17 protein-coding genes and 3 pseudogenes are annotated in these 20,706 nt (G+C 34.4%); 15 read left to right on the top strand and 5 right to left on the bottom strand.

The window, feature by feature from the left end; genetic code table 11:
* The first annotated feature begins 85 nt into the window (after positions 1-85).
* Positions 86-541 (top strand): DUF308 domain-containing protein, encoded by a 456-nt coding sequence (locus LC087_RS07595; RefSeq protein WP_226539911.1) that lies wholly within the window; start codon positions 86-88, stop codon positions 539-541.
* A gap of 159 nt (positions 542-700) precedes the next feature.
* Here LC087_RS07595 and ispG read toward each other — a convergent pair whose 3' ends face one another.
* The 3 genes from ispG to LC087_RS07580 form a co-directional block, all read right to left on the bottom strand.
* A complete protein-coding gene (ispG, locus tag LC087_RS07590) occupies positions 701-1,798 on the bottom strand; it encodes a flavodoxin-dependent (E)-4-hydroxy-3-methylbut-2-enyl-diphosphate synthase (RefSeq protein WP_226540111.1) in 1,098 nt (365 codons plus the stop codon).
* A gap of 185 nt (positions 1,799-1,983) precedes the next feature.
* Complete coding sequence (locus LC087_RS07585; RefSeq protein WP_226539912.1) at positions 1,984-2,313, bottom strand: hypothetical protein; 330 nt, start codon at positions 2,311-2,313, stop codon at positions 1,984-1,986.
* 111 nt (positions 2,314-2,424) lie between these two features.
* Positions 2,425-3,207, bottom strand: coding sequence for a DUF1189 domain-containing protein (locus tag LC087_RS07580; protein ID WP_226539913.1), 783 nt, complete (start codon positions 3,205-3,207; stop codon positions 2,425-2,427).
* A gap of 420 nt (positions 3,208-3,627) precedes the next feature.
* Between LC087_RS07580 and LC087_RS07575 the strand changes: the two genes are divergently transcribed.
* The 10 genes and pseudogenes from LC087_RS07575 to phoU all read left to right on the top strand — a co-directional run bounded on the left by LC087_RS07575 (position 3,628) and on the right by phoU (position 15,275).
* Positions 3,628-5,238 carry a Na/Pi cotransporter family protein gene (locus LC087_RS07575; protein ID WP_226539914.1) on the top strand — a complete coding sequence of 537 codons (1,611 nt, stop codon included), beginning with the start codon at positions 3,628-3,630 and terminating at the stop codon, positions 5,236-5,238.
* Between the two features lie 76 nt (positions 5,239-5,314).
* Positions 5,315-5,800, top strand: coding sequence for a DUF456 domain-containing protein (locus LC087_RS07570; protein WP_226539915.1), 486 nt, complete (start codon positions 5,315-5,317; stop codon positions 5,798-5,800).
* Positions 5,801-5,914: 114 nt separating this feature from the next.
* Positions 5,915-6,524: pseudogene (locus tag LC087_RS07565) on the top strand (superoxide dismutase).
* A 190-nt stretch (positions 6,525-6,714) separates the two neighbouring features.
* The gene (locus tag LC087_RS07560) at positions 6,715-8,001 is read left to right on the top strand and encodes an MFS transporter (RefSeq protein ID WP_226539916.1); all 1,287 of its coding nucleotides are present in this window, start codon (positions 6,715-6,717) and stop codon (positions 7,999-8,001) included.
* A gap of 151 nt (positions 8,002-8,152) precedes the next feature.
* Positions 8,153-10,198: a peptidoglycan D,D-transpeptidase FtsI family protein gene (locus LC087_RS07555; protein ID WP_226539918.1), complete on the top strand. Its 2,046-nt coding sequence runs from the start codon at positions 8,153-8,155 to the stop codon at positions 10,196-10,198.
* Between the two features lie 232 nt (positions 10,199-10,430).
* Positions 10,431-11,411 (top strand): PstS family phosphate ABC transporter substrate-binding protein, encoded by a 981-nt coding sequence (locus tag LC087_RS07550; protein ID WP_306020522.1) that lies wholly within the window; start codon positions 10,431-10,433, stop codon positions 11,409-11,411.
* Positions 11,412-11,484: 73 nt separating this feature from the next.
* Positions 11,485-12,427 (top strand): annotated as a pseudogene (gene pstC / locus LC087_RS07545) (phosphate ABC transporter permease subunit PstC).
* A 2-nt stretch (positions 12,428-12,429) separates the two neighbouring features.
* Positions 12,430-13,308: a phosphate ABC transporter permease PstA gene (gene pstA, locus LC087_RS07540; protein WP_226539922.1), complete on the top strand. Its 879-nt coding sequence runs from the start codon at positions 12,430-12,432 to the stop codon at positions 13,306-13,308.
* Between the two features lie 25 nt (positions 13,309-13,333).
* A pseudogene (pstB, locus tag LC087_RS07535) lies at positions 13,334-14,147 on the top strand (phosphate ABC transporter ATP-binding protein PstB).
* A 468-nt stretch (positions 14,148-14,615) separates the two neighbouring features.
* On the top strand, positions 14,616-15,275 hold the full coding sequence (gene phoU, locus LC087_RS07530) for a phosphate signaling complex protein PhoU (protein ID WP_226539924.1): 660 nt from the start codon (positions 14,616-14,618) through the stop codon (positions 15,273-15,275).
* 109 nt (positions 15,276-15,384) lie between these two features.
* On the opposite strand, the gene LC087_RS07525 is transcribed toward phoU, so the two are convergent.
* Both LC087_RS07525 and LC087_RS07520 read right to left on the bottom strand, forming a co-directional pair.
* Positions 15,385-15,939, bottom strand: a complete 555-nt coding sequence (locus LC087_RS07525; RefSeq protein WP_226539925.1) for an endolytic transglycosylase MltG — start codon at positions 15,937-15,939, stop codon at positions 15,385-15,387.
* Complete coding sequence (locus LC087_RS07520; protein ID WP_226539926.1) at positions 15,936-16,295, bottom strand: hypothetical protein; 360 nt, start codon at positions 16,293-16,295, stop codon at positions 15,936-15,938. Before LC087_RS07520 ends, LC087_RS07525 begins: the two co-directional genes overlap by 4 nt.
* Before the next feature lie 159 nt (positions 16,296-16,454).
* Here LC087_RS07520 and LC087_RS07515 point away from each other — a divergent pair, with 159 nt between their 5' ends.
* From LC087_RS07515 to rpmG, 4 genes are all read left to right on the top strand, one after another.
* Positions 16,455-16,874 (top strand): hypothetical protein, encoded by a 420-nt coding sequence (locus tag LC087_RS07515; protein WP_306020518.1) that lies wholly within the window; start codon positions 16,455-16,457, stop codon positions 16,872-16,874.
* 36 nt (positions 16,875-16,910) lie between these two features.
* Positions 16,911-18,068 carry a glycosyltransferase family 4 protein gene (locus LC087_RS07510; RefSeq protein WP_226539929.1) on the top strand — a complete coding sequence of 386 codons (1,158 nt, stop codon included), beginning with the start codon at positions 16,911-16,913 and terminating at the stop codon, positions 18,066-18,068.
* A gap of 34 nt (positions 18,069-18,102) precedes the next feature.
* Entirely contained in the window at positions 18,103-20,457 is a 2,355-nt protein-coding gene (locus LC087_RS07505) for a sugar phosphate nucleotidyltransferase (protein ID WP_226539931.1), read from the top strand.
* A 77-nt stretch (positions 20,458-20,534) separates the two neighbouring features.
* Positions 20,535-20,684 carry a 50S ribosomal protein L33 gene (rpmG, locus tag LC087_RS07500; RefSeq protein ID WP_226539932.1) on the top strand — a complete coding sequence of 50 codons (150 nt, stop codon included), beginning with the start codon at positions 20,535-20,537 and terminating at the stop codon, positions 20,682-20,684.
* Positions 20,685-20,706: the final 22 nt, after the last annotated feature.

Below are 20,706 nucleotides of genomic sequence, written 5' to 3'. Positions count from 1 at the left end.
GTAAATAATAAGAAAGCTCCTACTAGAGCATGTTCAGGCTTTAAAGGAAATGAACACACTCTAAAATGAAAGCGAGGTAAAATACTTGGCAAATAATGATTATGATTATCATGGAATGACCACAGAAAATAATGAAAAACCCCATGATTATCATCAACAAGTAAAAGAAGATGATGTTGCCTACGACTACCATGGAGCTAAAAATAAGGTTTTCAATGAAAATGAAAAGCAGCAAAAATCAGGTGATGAAAAACATTTTTACGAGGAAACGTCTGCTGAAATTACCCCTACTTTAAACAATAGTGTTCGACAAAATTTAGATAATGAGGAATTGGAAAGGGTAACAGCAAAACGGTTAGGTGTATTAGGGTTATCATTTTCTATTATTTCCTTGTTTGTTTTGCCCATTATTTTAGGAGTTTCTGGTGTAATTGTGGGATTTGTTGCACGTAGGAAAGGCTCGGCCTCATTAGGAGGTTGGGCGATTGGGATAGGAATAGTGTCCCTAATTACAACCATTTTTCTGGCTCCTTTGTTGTAATAAAAGCGGAAGCGACCGTTCAGCGACGCATATTAAAAGGAACGTCAACTAAGTTCAGCCACGTCCTGTGGCTAAAACTTCCTGTTCATCGCACGTCCTATGGCAACGCCTGCACTAGAACATCGAATTCATAGCATATAAAAAAGTTAGGGGGGAACCCTAACTTTTCACTTCTTCTTCTTTTTGTTTTTTAAAGTGCTCTTCAGCGAGCTTATCAATTTCTTTTTTCAATTCTTCAACCATCGTTTCTTCAGGAACTTTTCTGACGGTTTTTCCTTTTCTAAAGAGCAAACCTTCTCCTCTTGCACCCGCTATTCCAATATCTGCCTCTCTTGCTTCGCCTGGTCCATTGACGGCACAACCTAAAACAGCTACTTTAATAGGAGCTTTAATCGTTGATATATATTCCTCAACTTCATTTGCGATACTGATAAGGTCTATTTCAATTCTCCCGCACGTAGGGCATGATATTAATGTAGCCGCATTTGAACTAAGTCCAAACGATTTAAGAAGTTCCCTCGCTACTTTTACTTCCTCCACAGGATCAGCGCTTAAAGAAATTCTTAACGTATTGCCAATCCCCTTACTTAATATGGCGCCTAACCCAGCTGCACTTTTGACTGTACCTGCAAACAAAGTACCAGACTCGGTTATACCTAAATGTAATGGATAGTCAAACGCCTTTGCAGCTTTCTCATAGGCTTCGATGGCAAGGTTAACATCAGAAGCTTTCATAGAAACAATAATATCATAAAAGTCTAAATCCTCTAGTATTTTTATATGATGCAAAGCACTTTCTACCATTCCATCAGCAGTAGGGTACCCATATTTTTCTAATATTTTCCTTTCTAAAGATCCAGCGTTTACTCCAATACGAATAGGAATTCCCTTTCCTTTTGCTGCTTTAACGACAGCCTCTACTTTTTCTCTTTTTCCTATATTCCCTGGATTAATCCTTATTTTGTCAGCTCCACCTTCAATGGCCTTCAAAGCTAATTTATAATCAAAATGGATATCGACTACAAGAGGAATATTGATTTGTCTTTTTATATCTTTAATAGCATCAGCAGCCCTTTCATCAGGACAGGCGACACGTACAACCTGGCACCCTGCTTCTTCTAAACGATTAATCTCAGCAACAGTTGCTTCCACATCATGAGTCTTAGTAGTTGTCATACTTTGTATAACAAGTTCGTTACTTCCACCAATCGTTAAGTTGCCGACATTTACGGGACGTGTTTTAGTCCGATGTATGATTTCATTCACGATAAACTCGCTCCTTAATATCAAGTATGTTGAATCTTATTTATATTATAAAGTACATATCGATTCTTTACCATTCGTGAGATTGAGTAAGAATAGGGATTTCCTTTTAAGATATTAACTAATTAATTTTAACAATGCACTATACTTATAGGCAACCGTAATTTTAAAATGGGTAACTATTCATGATTGCTATCATGATAAATAGGGAATTCATACGTGACATTAGGGTGTATTTCATAAACCTCTGTATCTGGATTTAAGTACTTAAAATCTTCAATAATTATCGATACAGAAGGGGTTACATCGTTCATTTCCTTTACAATAGATAAAACAGTATCTCCTTCTTGTACTCGATAAGCTTGATAATTTAATTTGGGAGAATTAATTGAGGAAAAGTCTTCTTCGTGCGATATATTGAGTTGGTTGTTGATTGTTCCAACAGATAAATCATAGTAAATAGCGTAGGTTACGAGAATAAAGGTTATAAACCATAGTAGTCTTTTCATTTAAGATCACTCCCTTGGACAAGCATGTTTAATTATATAAATATGCTAGGAAGAGCATAAAATGAGTTATTTTGTGTAATTAAAAAGGATTGGTGATATCACCAATCCTTTTTATGATAGCTTTCTTTGTTTTTTTGAGGGTATCTCCTTTATTGAGAGATAGAGGATGATGAAGTTAACCGTCCAACCTATAAAAACTCCCATTTGAACTGGCGTTTTTAGAAACTCCATAATTGTAAAGAAAACGGTAGTGATGGTAATTGAGTATGCTGAAATCGTCCATACCTGGCTAAACTTAATTGCTTTTTTTGCAGGTTGTTTTAGTATGTTGCCAAATAAAGCGAGAAAGGTAACTGCTAAGAATTTCATGAAAGAGTTCAGGATAAAATACATCAATGAAGCTAAGATTATAATAATCCATTTACTATTATTTAATTGATGTAAAATATCAATAATATCATCTTTTGTATAATTATCTAAAAAATAAACATAGGATTGATTAAAAACTTGATTTCCTTCAACCTTAACAACGAGTGAGTCATCCAAAAAAGCAATGACATTACTTTGCATCGCCAAGTCGTTGTCCGACTGATCTCCAGTTTCGTCAAGAATTATATGGAAATTATCGCTCGTTGTTTCAACAAAATTATTTTGCTCCTTTAACACTAATGAACCATCTTCAATTGAAAAGTCGGGAAAATCTACTTTCAAAGATCTTTCAACAGATTCTAAATTCTCCATTATATATGAATTAATTATAATAACTGCTGGGATACTTGATATAAAGGCTAGAAAAAAAACATAAGCAATGGTCTTTCCTATTTTTTGGAACCGTGTTCTAGCAATGGTCTTTGGAGAGTACAGACTTTTATAAAATTGTATAAAGATATTCAAACACTCTCAACCTTTCTGTAATAGAATGTGTTCAAACAGTATTACACTAAACTGAATATAGTAACCCTTTGAACAATCATGATCATTGTTGTTTTACCTTTTATATATTAACGTTTATAAAGTATATAAACAAGTGAAATAAAAGCGGATACTTCCTAACGAAAAACATCAGCTATAGGGATTTGATTATAATTTGTATTATAAAATCTATTTCATCAATGGATGCTAAAAATTAACTAGTAGAGCTGTCATTGTCAGTGTAATATTTTGTATGTAAATTTAGTGTAAAAAAACCGTTAATCTTCAAAAAAAGTCTTTACAATAAATCAACATATCGTTAATAATTGTTAGGGGTTGTTGATAGTTGTCGATTAAACACGAATTGAGGAGTTGAAAAGGTTGAGTTTGGATGTTCAGGCAATGATATTTGAATTTATAGGTGGTTTAGGTATTTTCCTTTTCGGTATTAAATATATGGGAGACGGACTGCAAAAAGCAGCGGGAGATAAGTTGCGTGATATTTTAGATAAATTTACAACTAATCCAATCATGGGTGTGTTAGCAGGTATTATTGTTACAGTCTTAATTCAGTCTAGTAGTGGAACGACGGTTATTACAGTCGGATTAGTTTCCGCTGGATTTATGACCTTACGTCAAGCCATTGGTGTAATCATGGGTGCTAATATTGGGACAACAGTAACTGCATTTATCATAGGTATTAAAATTTCAAATTATGCCTTACCCATTATTGCAATTGGTTCCATCATGTTGTTCTTCTTTAAAAACAAGAAGATCAACAATATAGGACAAGTGGTGTTTGGGTTTGGTGCATTGTTCTATGGACTAAAGTTGATGGGTAGTGGAATGAAACCACTTCGTTCACTTGAAGCATTCTCAGATTTAACAATAGGGATGAGTGAACATCCTCTACTTGGAGTAGTCATTGGTACTGTTTTTACAGTCATTGTTCAAAGTTCTAGTGCAACGATTGGAATCTTGCAGGAGTTATTCGGGCAAGGTTTGATCGATTTAAAAGGGGCTTTACCGGTTTTATTTGGAGACAACATAGGGACAACGATTACAGCTGTTTTAGCTTCGATTGGTGCATCAGTTGCTGCAAGACGCGCGGCTCTTACTCATGTTATATTTAATATCATTGGAGCGACCCTATTTTTATTAATTCTAGCTCCGTTTACTAGTCTAATTGCTAGCATGCAAGAAAATTTGCAATTAAATCCGGAGATGACGATTGCCTTCGCTCATGGAACCTTTAATATTACAAATACTCTGATCCAATTACCGTTTATCGGAGCATTGGCATTCATTGTGACAAAATTAATTCCTGGCGAAGATTCGATTGTAGAATATAAAGCGAAGCACTTAGACCCAATTTTTATTGAACAGTCACCTTCTATTGCATTAGGACAATCAAAAGAAGAAATTCTAAGAATGGGTAAATTTGCTTCAAAAGGGTTAGAAGAAACAAACCTTTACTTACAAACTCATCATAAAAAGCATGCGGAAATGGCTTTTCAATTAGAGGATGCCATTAATAATCTGGACCGTAAAATTACTGACTATTTAATCGCCATTTCTAGAAGTGAAATGTCACAATCAGACTCTGAAGAGCATTCTATGCTTATAGATACGGTAAGAGATATAGAACGAATTGGCGATCATTTTGAGAACATTGTTGAATTAGTGGATTTTCAGCTTTCTAATAAAGTGAAGCTGACAGATCAAGCGAGAAAAGATTTAGACGAAATGTTTTCGTTAACCGTCGAAACGGTTTCTAATGCTTTAGAATCACTAGATCAAAAAGATCATGATTTAGCATCAGGAGTAGTTAAATCCGAAGAAAAAATCGATAAGCTAGAGAGAACGTTACGAAAAAATCATATATTGAGAATGAATGAAGGCATTTGTTCAGGACAGGCTGGTATTGTATTTGTTGATATCGTAAGTAACTTAGAGAGAATTGGTGATCATTCAGTGAATATTGCTGAAGCTGTATTAGGGTATCGAAAATGATATCTATGGATTATACTAAAAAGCAAGAGAACCAATCTCTTGCTTTTTTATATCTTATAAAAAGGGGTGGTGTACGATGGATACAATTATTTGGATCATCATTATCGCTTTTTTTATCGTTTCGTTTATAGGATTAATATATCCTATTATTCCTAGTGTACTGTTTTTAGTTGGTGGTTTTCTCGTATATGGCTTTTATTTTTCCTTTACAGAGCTACCCTATAGCTTCTGGATTGTAGAAGGGATCTTTGTCGCCATTATATTTACTGCTGATTATTTGGCAAATTTATATGGTGTGAAACGAAGAGGAGGAAGCAAAGCCGCTATATGGGGAAGTACGATTGGTTTGCTAATTGGACCCTTTATCCTTCCGATTATAGGAATTATTTTAGGACCTTTTCTTGGTGCGGTAATAGCAGAGCTACTGATTCATAGAAAATCATTAAATGATTCAATTAGAGTAGGAGTAGGGTCATTAATCGGTTTTGTTTCAGGTGTACTTGCTAAAACTGTTATCCAACTTGGGATGATTGGCTATTTTATTTTTGTTTTACTAAAATGAACATTCCTTAATGGGGCATAATAATTGAAACAAAGGGATAAGTTTGGTAATCTTTTAATTGAAGGCCTTAACCAAGCCTTTAGGGTACATATTCAAGAAGGAGGAGTTTTAAAAATGGCTTACGAATTACCACAATTACCTTATGCTTATAACGCACTCGAACCACACTTTGATAAAGAGACAATGACAATACATCATACGAAGCACCATAACACTTATGTAAGTAAGTTAAATGCTGCTTTGGAAGGTCATCATGATCTTTTAAACAAAAATATCGATGAGTTAGTTTCGGATCTAAACCAAGTTCCTGAAGCAGTTCAGACAGCAGTTAGAAATAACGGTGGTGGACATGCTAACCATAGTCTATTTTGGACTATTCTATCTCCAAACGGTGGAGGAGAACCAACAGGGGCTTTAGCTGATGCGATTCATGGGAAATTTGGGAGCTTTGAAAAATTTAAAGAACAATTTGCAAATGGCTGCAGCGACTCGTTTTGGGTCAGGATGGGCTTGGCTAGTTGTTAATAATGGAGAAATTGAAGTAATGAGTACTCCTAATCAGGATTCTCCATTAATGGAAGGGAAAACACCTATTTTAGGTTTGGATGTTTGGGAGCATGCTTACTACTTAAAGTATCAAAACCGTCGTCCAGACTATATCGCTTCTTTCTGGAATGTCGTCAATTGGGACGAAGTTTCTAAACGATTTGAAGCAGCAAAATAATTAATGAGTTATTTTAAATGAGACTGTCGAGTAAATACTCTCGGCGGTCTTTTTTATTTATTTAAAATACATATCTCCTTCTACAGTAGACAAACTAATTTTAATAGTGGCTGTATGAGAGGTTGTTTAAGTATAGAAAAGTAAAAAAACCTTTTTAAGCACCCTCTAGTTGTTGAAGGGGGAGAACTCTATGTTTAATATGAATAAAATATTAGGTGAGATTGAAGTTAACCGTGACCTAATCCTTCTGTTACTTGTAGGTGGACTATATTCTTTAAGTGTTTCTTTATCAAACACATTTGTGAATGTCTATCTATGGAAACAGTCTGGACGATATATTGATTTAGCTGTATATAACCTAAGCATTGTTATCATGCAAATGATTACGTTTATTTTAGCAGGCTTATGGGCCAAAAAGGTAGATAGAGTGATTGTTTTAAGACTTGGTGTCATTTTTTTAGCCATTTTTTTTATAACGGTTTTAATAATTGGAGACAAAGCAGATCAATTTTTATTGTTGTTAGGTGCTTTATTAGGTGTTGGTTATGGCTTTTATTGGTTAGCATTTAACGTCCTTACTTTTGAAATTACCGAACCTGAAACAAGAGATTTTTTCAATGGCTTTTTAGGAATTTTAACATCTGTGGCGGGAATGTTTGGTCCTATAGTTGCTGGACTCATTATTTCTAACTTAGAAAACTTTACCGGATATACGGTGATTTTTACGATATCGTTAATTATGTTTACAGGAGCCGTTGTCTTAAGCTTTTTTATTGATAGGAGACCTTCGGAAGGACAATATATTCTTTGGCGTATTGTGAAGGAAAGAAAACGGAATCGTAATTGGCGAAGGATTACATACGCTCACATATTTCAAGGGTTGAGGGAAGGAACATTTATCTTTGTGATTAGTGTATTTGTTTTTATTTCTACAGGGAGTGAACTAGCACTTGGAAAGTTCGGTCTTCTTAATTCTGCGGTTGCCTTCGTTACGTATTATGGAGCAACAAGGTTAATTACCAAAAAAATGAGAAAAAAAGCAATATTATTGGGAGGGATTATTTTATATGCATCCATATTTTTAATTCTATTTAACGTCACCTATCCCCGTTTATTGTTATATGCCGTCTGTATAGCGATTGGATATCCTATTTTGCTCGTTCCCTATTCCAGTATGACTTATGATGTGATAGGGAGAGGGTGGAATGCAGCCGGAGCAAGGATTGAATATATTGTTGTTCGTGAAATCTTTTTAAACATAGGACGAATCATCTCCATTGGTATCTTTATGGTAGGAATTATGACATTCTCACCCGAAACTATTTTACCTTATATTTTACTTTTGTTGGGACTAGGTCACCCTGTTATATACTTTTTCATTCGAAATATCAAACTAAAGGACTCAAATGTGTTAATAGAACACGACCGTAATAGACAGATTGCAAAGCCAAGTCTTGTTGATGGAGAAGGGAGTTAAAGAGTAATTTTTTCACATCACATTACTTTAATCCATTACAATTTCTCTACATTTATAAATACTATAGAAAAACAAATTCCTTTAATTTAAACTAATATTTGAATCAATCTCAAAATAATTCGTGACTATATTTCTAATTAGGTGATGTGAAATGAAGCAGCAAAGTAAAAAGAAAAAGCTACAAACGAGAATAAATGTTTTTTTCTTTATCGTGTTTATTATATTTTCAACTCTCATTCTTCGTTTAGGATATGTTCAGATAGTTTATGGAGAAAGCTATAAAAAAGAGGTTGAGCAAACGGAAGAAATTAGTGTTAGTACATCTGTACCTAGAGGGAGGATGTTAGACCGACAATACAATGTCGTTGTTGATAATAGTCCGACAAAGGCTATTACATATACTCGTTCTTATTCTACTTCTCAGGAAGAAAGGTTGGAAATAGCAGAGGATCTTGCTCAAGTACTCTCTGTAGAAACAGATAAAATTACAGAAAGAGACATGAAAGATTATTGGATTATAACAAGGCCGGAAGAAGCAAAAGCAATACTGACAGAAGAGGATTACCTAAATGTTGAAGAGGGAAATATCGAAGAAGATGTTCTATATCAACTTCAGTTAGAAAGAATTACGAATGAAGAATTAGGGATGATTTCCGAGCAAGAATTAAATGTTTTAGCCATTAAGCGGGAAATGGATTCAGGATATGCTCTTACTCCACAGATTATAAAGAAAGGTGTAACTGATGTAGAATTTGCTTATATTAGTGAGCATTTAGATGTGTTACCAGGTGTTGATGTTACAACGGATTGGGATCGTGAATATGTTTATGAGGATCTTCTTCGTACACTTATAGGGAACATAACGACATCTGATGAAGGATTACCCGCTGACTCTATTGATTACTATTTATCAAAAGGATATAGCAGAAATGACCGAGTAGGAAAAAGTTATTTAGAGCTACAATATGAAGATATTTTACAAGGTGAAAAGAAAAAGATTAAAAATATAACGGATAAAGTAGGTAACGTTGTTGATGTCGAAGTTCTATCTGAAGGGGCAGCAGGAAAAGATATCATATTAACCATTGATATGGAGCTTCAGCAAGAAGTAGAGAGAATTATTGAACAACAACTAACCGAAACGAAAAAACAATCGGGAACAGAATTGTTAGATCGAGCGTTTGTCATAATTATGAATCCGAGAAATGGTGAAATTTTAACAATGGCAGGTAAACAAATGACAGATGATAATGAAATCAAAGATTTTGCTTTAGGTGGAATGACGACTTCTTATGAAATGGGTTCGACGGTAAAAGGAGCAACCGTTTTAGCAGGGTTTCAAGAAGGAGTGATTCAACCTAATACCGTTTTATATGATACCCCTATAAAAATAAAAGGCACACCTGAGAAAAGTTCTTGGAAAAACATGGGGTATATTAACGATTTAGTTGCGTTAAAGCAATCTTCCAACGTCTATATGTTTAGGACAGCGATTGCAATCGGTAACGGAGTTTACGTACCAAACCAATCATTAAGAATTGATAACGATGCCCTTTCTACGATGCGCTATTATTTTAATCAATTTGGTCTTGGAATTTCTACAGGGATAGATTTACCAAATGAATCTACTGGTGTGGTCGGAGAAAATAACGACTTTTTACTTGATTACGCAATTGGTCAATATGATACGTATACGGCCCTTCAAATGGCTCAATATGTTTCAACTATTGCTAATGGAGGCTATCGAATGAAGCCCCATCTAGTCAAAGAAGTAAGACAGCCTTCATCTGAAAAAGAACTAGGTCCAGTTGATTACAGCATCAATCCTGTTGTCTTAAACCAATTAGATATGAATCAAGAATTCATCGAGCGTGTACAAGAAGGATTTAGACAAGTTACTCAAGAATCGGGCGGAACGGCTTATACTTATTTTAATAATAAAGAATATGATGTATCAGGGAAAACAGGAACGGCTGAAACCTACTATTATGGACCTAAAGAGAACTATCAAGGGATGCCAACGTATAACTTAACATTTGTTGGATACTCCCCGAGTGAAAATCCTGAGATTGCTTTTTCAGTTGTAGTCCCATGGGCTGATACAAGAAATAAAGTGACGATCAATAAACAAATTGCAGCACAGGTGACAGATGCTTATTATGAATTAAAAAATGAGCGTATAGAAGAAAGTGAATAAAATCATTGGAAAAACGTATAGTTAACCTAAAATAAAGTGATAGAATTCATTTCCTTTCATTGATCAACACACCTTTTAAAATGTTATTGAAAAGATGAAATTCATCAAGAGCCGTCAAAATTCGATGCAATTTACAAAAGCTTAACATTTGGTTTAAACAGAATTAATAGTTTGCCGTTATTCTTGAATTCGTAGGATAAATACACCACAATTTCTAGGGGGAATAATAGAAATGAAAAGCTTAAAGTTTCTAGCAATGTCAATTTTGGTAGGTTCTATGCTAGTATTTGCGACAGCTTGTTCTGGTGACGAAGGATCGACTGGATCAGAAGAAACAGATAACAACGAACAAACAGAAGATGGTCAATTACAAGGAGAAGTTAATATTGATGGATCTTCAACTGTATTTCCAATTATGGAGGCTGTTTCAGAAGAGTTTGCTGTAGAATATAGTGATGTAAAAGCGCCAGTCGGTGTTTCTGGTTCCGGTGGTGGATTTGAAAAATTTACAGTAGGAGAAACGGATCTTTCCAACGCTTCTCGTCCAATTAAAGACGAAGAAAAAGCAACAGCAGAAGAAAATGAAATAGAGTTTACAGAATTTAAATTAGCTTTTGATGGTTTATCTGTCGTAGTAAACAAAGAGAATGATTGGATCGAACAAGTAACAGTAGATGAGTTGAAAAAACTATGGATTGAAGATGGAAATGCAAAAAAATGGTCTGATATAAACTCTGATTGGCCTGAAGAAGAAATTAAATATTTTTCACCTGGTACAGATTCTGGAACATATGATTATTTTGATGAAGTAATCCTGGATGAAGAGCCGATTGTGAAAGATGCTACTCTAGCTGAAGATGATAACGTGATCGTTCAAGGTGTTCAAAGTGATAAAAATGCAATCGGATACTTTGGGTATGCGTATTACTTAGAAAATAAAGATACACTAAAGGTCGTACCTGTTGTAAATCCTGACACAGGTGAAGCTGTAGAACCTAATAATGATACAATTGAAAACGGAGAATATGCTCCACTATCTCGTCCGCTATTCACATATGTGAATAACGCTTCTATTAAAGATAAAAAGCAAGTTTATGAATATGTGAAGTTCACTTTAAACAATGCAGGTGATTTAGCTGAAGAAGTTGGTTATGTTCGTTTGCCTGAAGAAGAGTACACAACTCAGCTTGAAACACTTGAAGGATTAAAATAAAAAATAAAATAAGATGAGAAGCGAAATGGAGCTTCTCATCTTGCTATGTAATTGGGAAAGGGGTTTTCTAATTATGGCTTCATCTTCTAGCCAAACAATACGTGAGATGATAAAAGAAAAAAAACAAAAAAAATCTGTCTCCAATCAATTTGAAAAAGCTGTACCAGTTTTTTTATTTATGACGGCGATTATATCAGTATTAACCACAGTTGGAATTGTTGTGACACTTTTTACTGAAACAATCACCTTTTTTACAAAAGTATCAATTATAGATTTTTTTTACACAGACAGAATGGTACCCTTTCTATGAGGCTGATCCATCATATGGAATTATTGCACTTATATCGGGAACATTATTAATTGCAGTAATAGCAATTATTGTAGCATTACCAATTGGTTTAGCTTCAGCTATATTTTTGAGTGAGTATGCATCAGATCGAACAAGAAGAATTGTCAAGCCGATCTTAGAGGTATTAGCGGGTATTCCAACAATTGTTTATGGCTTTTTTGCCTTGACGTTTGTAACACCTCTTTTACAAAAAATGATTCCGGAGTTAGGATTTTTTAATGCGTTAAGCCCAGGGATTGTGGTAGGGATCATGATTATCCCAATGATTGCTTCTCTTTCTGAGGACGCCATGAGCTCTGTTCCAAATTCGATGAGAGAGGGAGCTTTAGCTTTAGGAGCTACTAAATTTGAAGTTTCTATGAAAGTCATCTTGCCAGCAGCAATATCAGGGATTGTTGCATCAGTTGTCCTAGCGATTTCTAGAGCAATTGGTGAAACGATGATTGTCACATTAGCTGGAGGAGCAACACCTAATTTAACTATTAATCCTACGGAATCGATTCAAACAATGACAGCGTATATTGTACAAGTGAGTTCTGGTGATGCAGGTTATGGAACAACCATTTACTACAGTATTTATGCTGTAGGAGCAACATTGTTCATCTTTACATTGTTAATGAACTTGTTAGCCCAATATATTTCTCGTCGTTTTAGAGAGGAGTACTAAACATGAAACTCATTGATCAACAAACTGTTTCAAAAAGAATAAAAGGCAGATTAGTCGTAAACCAGCTCTTTCGGTCATTATATATCTTAGCCACTTCTATTGCTCTAGTTGTCCTTGCCGTTCTTCTTTATCGAATATTCACTCAAGGATTTAGCTTTTTATCGCTTGAATTTTTCACGAATTTTGCTTCTAGAAAACCTTTAGAATCAGGAATAAAAGCTGCTTTAGTTGGATCGTTATGGCTTATGGCGGTTGTGATTCCAGTTTCATTAATTCTTGGAGTAGGTACGGCCATTTATTTGGAGGAATATGCGAAGAAAAATAAGCTTACAAACTTTATTCAAACGAATATAGCTAACTTAGCAGGTGTGCCATCTGTTGTGTTTGGGCTCTTAGGACTTACTGTTTTTGTTCGAGTAGCAAATTTTGATCGCAGTATCCTTGCTGGTGGTTTAACATTAAGTTTGTTAATCTTACCAGTCATTATCGTTGCGGGTCAAGAAGCGATTCGCTCTGTTCCGAAGGACCTCCGAGAAGCTTCATACGGTATGGGTGCCACAAAATGGCAAACGGTTTACCGCATTGTATTACCTGCTGCGATTCCTGGAATTTTAACAGGAAGTATATTAGCATTTTCTCGTGCCATCGGTGAGACGGCTCCATTAATAGTGGTAGGTGCATATGGATTTGTTAACTTCTTGCCTGAAAATGTGTTGAGTTCATTTACAGCTTTACCAATTCAAATTTATAACTGGGCTTCTAGGCCTCAAGCGGAGTTTCAAAATGTTGCGGCAGCAGGAATCATCGTTTTATTCATATTCTTAATTGTGATGAATTCAGTAGCTGTATTGATACGGAATAAATATTCTAATCGATATTAGTCTTATTTGAAGGAGAGAGCGTTACATGAAAGTATTAACAGTAAATAAAGAGACAACAACCCAAGCTTCAGTGGAAAAATCAAAGAATGTCGTTTACTCTACAAAAAACTTAAATTTATGGTATGGGGACGATCAAGCCTTAAAAAAATATAGATTTAGATATTTATGAGAATGATGTAACGGCGATTATTGGACCATCCGGTTGTGGAAAGTCAACTTTTATAAAAACGTTAAATCGTTTAGTTGAACTGATTCCAATCGTTAAGACATCCGGTGAGATTATCTATAGAGGAAAAAACATATTCGATAAAAAATATGGTGTAGAAGAGTTAAGGACGCAGGTTGGAATGGTTTTTCAAAAGCCAAACCCGTTTCCAAAATCGATTTATGATAATATTGCATACGGGCCCAGAATTCATGGAATTCGTGATAAAAAGGTTCTTGATGAAGTGGTTGAAAAAAGTTTGAAAGGCGCTGCTATTTGGGATGAAGTGAAGGATCGACTTCATGAGAATGCTTATGGCTTGTCAGGTGGACAACAACAAAGAATTTGTATTGCACGATGTTTAGCAATAGAACCTGATGTTTTATTAATGGACGAACCAACATCAGCACTGGATCCGATCTCTACACTTAAAATAGAAGAGCTCGTTCAAGAATTAAAGGAAAACTATAGTATCATTATCGTCACGCATAATATGCAACAAGCTGCACGTATTTCGGATAAAACAGCATTTTTCTTAAATGGGGAAGTTATAGAATTTGCAGAAACGGATAAACTCTTCTCTACTCCGTCAGACAAAAGAACTGAAGATTATATTACGGGACGTTTTGGATAATAAGAGAGGTTGCGTTAAAGACGACGCAACCTTTTTTGCAGAGTAAGAAAGTATAAAAGGTTTGTCCTTATTCGGATGGTGCTTTTATTTTTGTCTAGCTCCAGCGCCCAGCGACGGGTAGCGCTTTCGATACACAGGAGGTGCTAGCATCATCGTTGTCCACAGGACGTGCGATGAACAGGAAGTTTTAGCATCAACGTTAGCCACAGGACGTGGCTGAAGTTAGTTGACGTTCCTTTTAATATGCGTCGCTAAATGGGAGCCCTAAGCTTTTCTTATTTATAATAGTGGCTTAAATAATACAAAAAATTCAAACTTAAATTTTGAAGTGAATATATAGTACATTAACTTGCACGTTTCTAAACGAAATAACTGGAAGGTTTCAAGATGATTACGTGGAAGACTATAGATATAAAAAAATCATAATATGTACGGCGTTTGGTTACATTTTAATTGAAGGAGGACTAGTTGAATATGAGAGAAAGATTTGATTATGATTTAGAAACTTTGCGAAATAAATTGATACAGTTAGGGAGTTTGGCCGAAGTGGCAGTTAGTAAAGCCATTCATTCTCTTGAAGAGCAAAACATTGAGTTAGCCCTGCAGGTCATTGATGAAGATATTCAAGTAGATATGATTAACGAGGAAATTAACGATTTTTCCATTTTGTTAATTGCAAAACAACAACCTGTAGCTACTGATTTAAGACGAATTATTGTTGCTACTAGAATTGCCTCTGATATTGAACGAATGGCTGATTTTGCTGTTAATATAGCAAAATCAACGATACGAGTTGGCCAAGATGAGAAAATTGTTTCCTTAAACAATATAAAAAAGATGCATGAGATTGCATCAAAAATGCTGTCATTATCAATAAAAGCGTTTAACGAGGAAGATGTTGTATTAGCTAAAAACGTAGCTGACATGGATGATGAAGTCGATGATTTATATGGGGTGACTATTCGAGAATTGTTAGAGCTCACACCCCAAAATAAAGAGTGGATGAATCAGCTGTCTCAACTATTTTTTGTGGCTAAATATATTGAACGTATTGCAGATCATGCGACTAATATATCAGAGAGTATATTATACTTAGTCAAAGGTCGTCATTACGATTTGAATAATTAAGAAAAAGAGACCAAATAGGAAGCCCTTTTTCCTTGGTCACAATTTAAAAACCCCAGAATGTTGTTAATAGACAACATTCTGGGGTTTTACTTAGGATTTTAAATATACTTTAATCGGTTAATACCTTTGCTATTTCATCATAGTCCATACCTTTTGTGAATTTATGGGATCCTAATTGGAGGTAATTTTCAAGTTCATTATTTTCCATGTAGCTAATGAATTTTTCTGCTGAGGAGATAATACCTGCTGATTCTAATTGGTTGGCTACTTCACTTGGGACCATCCCTTCTTTAATGGTGATTGTAACCTCTGTTGCTTTAGCTTCTTCAGCAGCCTTTTTCTCAGCCTCTTCTTCTGCTTTAGCTTCTTCAGCAGCCTTTTTCTCAGCCTCTTCTTCTGCTTTAGCTTCTTCAGCAGCTTTTTTCTCAGCCTCTTCTTCCGCTTTAGCTTCTTCAGCAGCTTTTGCTACCTCTTCACGTTCCGTAAGACGGTCAAACTGTTCTTTTTCAAGAGAGACTAAGTCGTTTTTATCTAAATATTGATCAACGGTCGTTTTTGTAACCGCTTGTGATTTATTATAATCTCCCAAATAAAAAGTGATTGTTAAAACTGCTGTTGAGAGGATCATTCCTGCAGCGAAAGATTGTAAAGTCTTCTTGTTCATGATAAAACCCTCTCGCTTTTATTAATAATTAGTTTTATTTCTTCTACAGGTGTATTTGTTGTCTTTGAGATCTCTTCAATTGATTCACCTTTTTCATATTCATCAAGTATTAAATTTTGAGTGTAAAAGTCAATTGATGTCTTTGGGGTAGCCTTGTTAGAAAGATCAATCCCACTACTAAGAATCTCTTCTTCAAAAACACGCATCTTTTTCTTCATTTTATAGATTTCTTGCATGGATGATAAAGAAAGATGCTCAATTTCCTGTTCCATCTCTTTTAAGTTATCTCTTTGAGTATACGAAAAACCTATGATCGCAATACTTGTAATAAGTAATAAAGCAATAACTATTCCCATTTTATTTTCACCTTCCGCTTTGTTTTCCTTATATATATATAACATATATTTAGTTAACACTAAATGAATTTTTAAAAAAATGTAGGTTATTGTCTTGAATATTATGTTGTTTCTTTTCAATGTATCATAGTAAAATGAACAAAAAAGGAAGATCATCTTTTGAAGAATAACTGCAATCCTAATTATATTATACGACATGTATCTACAAAATGTGAGGGTAGTATTCGATATTTTTGTCTTCATTCACATACCTTGTTTCTTTACTGGGAACTTTCTCAAAAAGAAAAAGAGGTGATAAGTTTGTTAATGTTTGAGGAATTTGAAGATTTACATATTAAACTAGTAGTTAATCATGGAAAAGAGACAATTAAGACATCAATATTACAACCATTTGTTATTGTTAAAAAGGTAAATCTTTTATTTTATACTAATATTATCTTGCAAGCTGTTAACTCTCAAAATGATTCAATCATCCTTGGTCGATTGTCATTTGGTGGTGATAAAGAGGCTGAGAATGAAAAAGTCTCCATACTTAAACAATGGCAAAGGCAGTTTTCAGCTTACACACAATACAAATAGATAATGGCAAACTCACTATATAGAGGAGTAGCATAATTGAATCTTATCCAATCAGAGATAGATAGAAAAGTAAACATTTTAATAATCTCTCCTGAATCCCCATATAACATAAAAAGTGGTATAGGGGTCTATATAGATTCTCTTCTTAGAGGATTTGCAGATCCCTCTGTTGTTTATACCGTTATATGTCCATCAAATGTCTTTCGAACAACGACCTTCAATAACCATAAGATTATTCAAATTAATGTCACTGAAAGGGATACTCTTCAACATTGGGTGCGCTCCTTTCAATTAAATGCACTTAGATGGTTGGAAACTCAAAATGCTACTGTCTTCGATCTTATTCATGTTCACGATTGGCAAGGGGCCATGCTAGGTATTTCTTTAAGGAATACCTACTCCATCCCCTTACTTGTGACGGTTCATAGTACTCATAAAAAACGAAAAATATTTACAACTGTTGAATTTGATACAGAAGGATACATTGAAAAAAATGAACAACAAATACTCAATCAATCTGATGTTATTCATGTAGCAAGTCAATGTTTACAAGAAGAGTTAACTAAACATTATATTGTTGAAAAATCAAAGATAAGTATCATTCCTCTTGGAGTGTATGTTGAGGGGAAAAAAGAAAAAAATGAGCATAGTAAGGCTTATGTAACCTGCGTCGGGAGAACTGTTGAAGAAAAAGGTTTTCAGCATGTGATTCAATCATTTGGGAATATCAGTGACAAGTTCCCCTCCCTCGAACTTGTCATTGTGGGAGATGGTCCATATTTACAAAAACTTAAACAAAAAAGTAGACAGTATGAAATTGAAAATAGAGTGAGGTACCTTGGCTATAAACCACCTTATATTGCCAATAAAATCATAGCAAAAAGCGAATGTGTAATTGTACCTAGCTTGTATGAACCGTTTGGGCTCGTAGCCTTACAATCTATATTATTACAAAAACCAGTCTTAGCTTCGAAGATTGGAGGGCTACAAGAGATGATTGTACATCAAGAAAATGGTTGGTTTTTTGACCATAACAATTCTCTAGATTTGATAGAAAAATTAAAATGGATTTTACTCTATTCCGATTTAGCGAATAAACAGATGGAACAATCGTATGATCATTCTTATGCAAAATATAGTATAGAAGCTCATTGTAAAAAAATGAATTGTTTATACAAACAGTTGATTATGTAGGAGCATGCGCTTTTCTAAATTGGAGGTGATTAAAATGAAAGCGGTTATTTTGGCTGGAGGAGAAGGCATTAGACTTTTACCTCTAACTTGTTTTCACCCTAAACCGATGGTCCCATTAGTAAATAAGCCAGTTTTAGAATATTCTATTAAGTTGTTGAAAAAACATGGAATTAATATCATTTACTTCATCGTTTATCATTATAAAAAAGAAATTATGAAGTATTTTGGAAATGGGCATAAATGGGGTTGCCAAATTCACTATATCGAGGAGAAAGTTCCGAGTGGAACAGCCGGATGTCTATCTCTTGTATCCTCAAAAATAAATGAACCATTCTTAGTTTTGAGTGGGGATGTCATTACGAATTTCAACCTAGGTGAAGCCATTGACACTCTAAAGGAAAGTGATGGTATAGCAACGGTTTTAGTTAAAAAGCACAATCAGCCTTTAAATTATGGTCTAATTGTAGGTGATGAACGAGGTTATGTAAAGAAAATAATAGAAAAGCCTTCATGGAAGGAAGTGATTAGTGATTATGTGAATTCAGGAATCTATATTTTTAAGCCCGAAATTTTTGTTCATATTGAAAAAAATCAAAAGATGGATATTAGTAAAAATCTCCTTCCTCGTTTATTAGAATATAAAGAAAAAATAAATTATAAAGTAATGGAAGGCTATTGGTCTGATATTGGGACTTCTTCTACTTATCTTCAAAGCCAATGGGATTTGTTAGATGGGAATTTACAAGACCTTTTTACCACTTGTGAATCACAAGGTCAAGGTGGGGTGTTCATAGGAAAGAATGTAGATATTAAAAAGAATGTTAGACTTTGTCCACCAGTATTTATAGGTGATAACGTGCAAATTGAACAGGGCTGTGAAGTTGGACCTTATTGTGTTATAGGGGATGATTCACGTTTGATGGAAGCTACTCAAATAGAAAGGTCTGTTATTTGGAAAAGTGTATACGTGGGTAAAGGATCAAAAATAACAGGTGCAACCATTGGTAAAGGAGTTCAAATAGGTTGTCAATCTTCAATATATGAAGGGGTGGTGGTTGCTGATAATGTAAAAATAGAGAATAATATTATCGTCATGCAAAACATTCTTATTTGGCCTAATCAAATAATTAAGACAGATACCATTCTCAATCAAAATCAAAGGTGGACGACAAGCAATCAAACGGTTTACTTTAAATCTAGAGGTATCCATGGGTTAGAAAACATTGATTTCACCTCTGAAGTACTTGCGAAGATTGCTAGAGCCTTCTCAATTGCAATAAATGATAAACAACAAGTTATTTTGGGAAGTGATCATTATCCGTTTTCCATTATTGCCAAAGAAATAATTTCATCTAGTTTGCAAGTTCATGGTTTACATACGATTTCAATAAAAGAAAAAATGTCTACACCTATATTTCGTTTCATTTGCAGAAAAGAGAATGCTGATTATGGTATCTTTGTACAAAAGGATCTTGAGACAAACGAAACGATAATAGAGTTTTATAATCATCTTTCTCAACCCCTTACTATGGTCAAACAAAAAAAGATTGAACAAGCTTATCAATATGAGTTAAATAAAAAAAATAATAATTGGGGAATTGGAACGAACCGACCGACTTCTTACACTGTGAAGAAATATTTTGAAAGCCTTCCAATCATTCAACCAGGTCATATATTAAAAAGAATTGGCATCATTAATCACTCTTCAATAGATATAGCCCACTTGAAAAACTATACTTCCGCCAAAATATTATCACCTAGTAAAATTGATAATGTAAAAAACGCAAATCATCTTAGTCTACAATGGATTTTTGAGATCGACTCGTTCGGTGAGAATTTATCTATTTATTCCAACGGAAAAGAATTTTCTACTAACCAGTACCAATCTCTTTTGCTTTATTTAGCAATTCAGGGAAATGAAAAATTAGTCGTTAACCTTACAAATTCCAATGTAGGAACAGAAAAACAAAAGAAGTTTCCCCTTGCTAAATCTACCCGACATGATGAACTGATTATACTCCCGAGTTCGTTCACTTTACAATATGATGCTTTTTACTTTCTATGTAAAATTTTAGAGAATGAACACATTTTACAAGAGTTACTCGATCAGGAAGATGGAGGTGATAAAGAGATTGTAAAAATTGAAATAGAGTGTGAATGGTTTGAAAGGGGAAGAGTGATTAGAAAGATAATAGATGAAGAGAAAGAAGCAGAACTCTTTATCTTGGATGGTATCAAACTTTCTTTTTCTGATAATAGGTGGGTCGTGATATTGCCACATGATGAAAAGCCAATGATATCTATTCTTTGTAAAGGAACATCTAAAGAAGACGCTGAGATGCAAGCCAACTATTATTCGAATAAAATCAAGCAATTGCAAAAAAAATAAAATCCGGTAGATTTATTTTGCTTTAAATGATATGATAGTTAGGTCTTATTTAAGCTTGTAGTTTGGAGGGAAACGATATGCGTGTAAATATTACTTTAGCTTGCACAGATTGTGGAGATCGTAATTACATCTCAACAAAAAATAAACGTACAAATACTGAACGTATTGAACTTAAAAAATACTGTTCTAGAGATAAGAAACATACACTTCATCGTGAAACTAAGTAAAACAGTAGGAATGTTTTTTCCT

The organism is Bacillus carboniphilus (genome assembly GCF_020524035.2).
Lineage (GTDB): Bacteria > Bacillota > Bacilli > Bacillales > JAIVKR01 > Bacillus_CC.
Note: the sequence above shows the minus strand (reverse complement) of the source record. Positions and strands in the feature narration are given on the sequence as shown.

What these genes read in the sequence shown, in the direction of transcription:
- LC087_RS07560 (WP_226539916.1), top strand. Translation starts at nt 6,715, where the DNA reads ATGTTTAATATGAATAAAATATTAGGTGAGATTGAAGTTAACCGTGAC.
- LC087_RS07585 (WP_226539912.1), bottom strand. Translation starts at nt 2,313, where the DNA reads ATGAAAAGACTACTATGGTTTATAACCTTTATTCTCGTAACCTACGCT.
- LC087_RS07570 (WP_226539915.1), top strand. Translation starts at nt 5,315, where the DNA reads ATGGATACAATTATTTGGATCATCATTATCGCTTTTTTTATCGTTTCG.
- pstA (WP_226539922.1), top strand. Translation starts at nt 12,430, where the DNA reads ATGAAACTCATTGATCAACAAACTGTTTCAAAAAGAATAAAAGGCAGA.
- LC087_RS07555 (WP_226539918.1), top strand. Translation starts at nt 8,153, where the DNA reads ATGAAGCAGCAAAGTAAAAAGAAAAAGCTACAAACGAGAATAAATGTT.
- LC087_RS07520 (WP_226539926.1), bottom strand. Translation starts at nt 16,295, where the DNA reads ATGGGAATAGTTATTGCTTTATTACTTATTACAAGTATTGCGATCATA.
- LC087_RS07550 (WP_306020522.1), top strand. Translation starts at nt 10,431, where the DNA reads ATGAAAAGCTTAAAGTTTCTAGCAATGTCAATTTTGGTAGGTTCTATG.
- rpmG (WP_226539932.1), top strand. Translation starts at nt 20,535, where the DNA reads ATGCGTGTAAATATTACTTTAGCTTGCACAGATTGTGGAGATCGTAAT.
- LC087_RS07525 (WP_226539925.1), bottom strand. Translation starts at nt 15,939, where the DNA reads ATGAACAAGAAGACTTTACAATCTTTCGCTGCAGGAATGATCCTCTCA.
- LC087_RS07575 (WP_226539914.1), top strand. Translation starts at nt 3,628, where the DNA reads ATGATATTTGAATTTATAGGTGGTTTAGGTATTTTCCTTTTCGGTATT.
- LC087_RS07505 (WP_226539931.1), top strand. Translation starts at nt 18,103, where the DNA reads ATGAAAGCGGTTATTTTGGCTGGAGGAGAAGGCATTAGACTTTTACCT.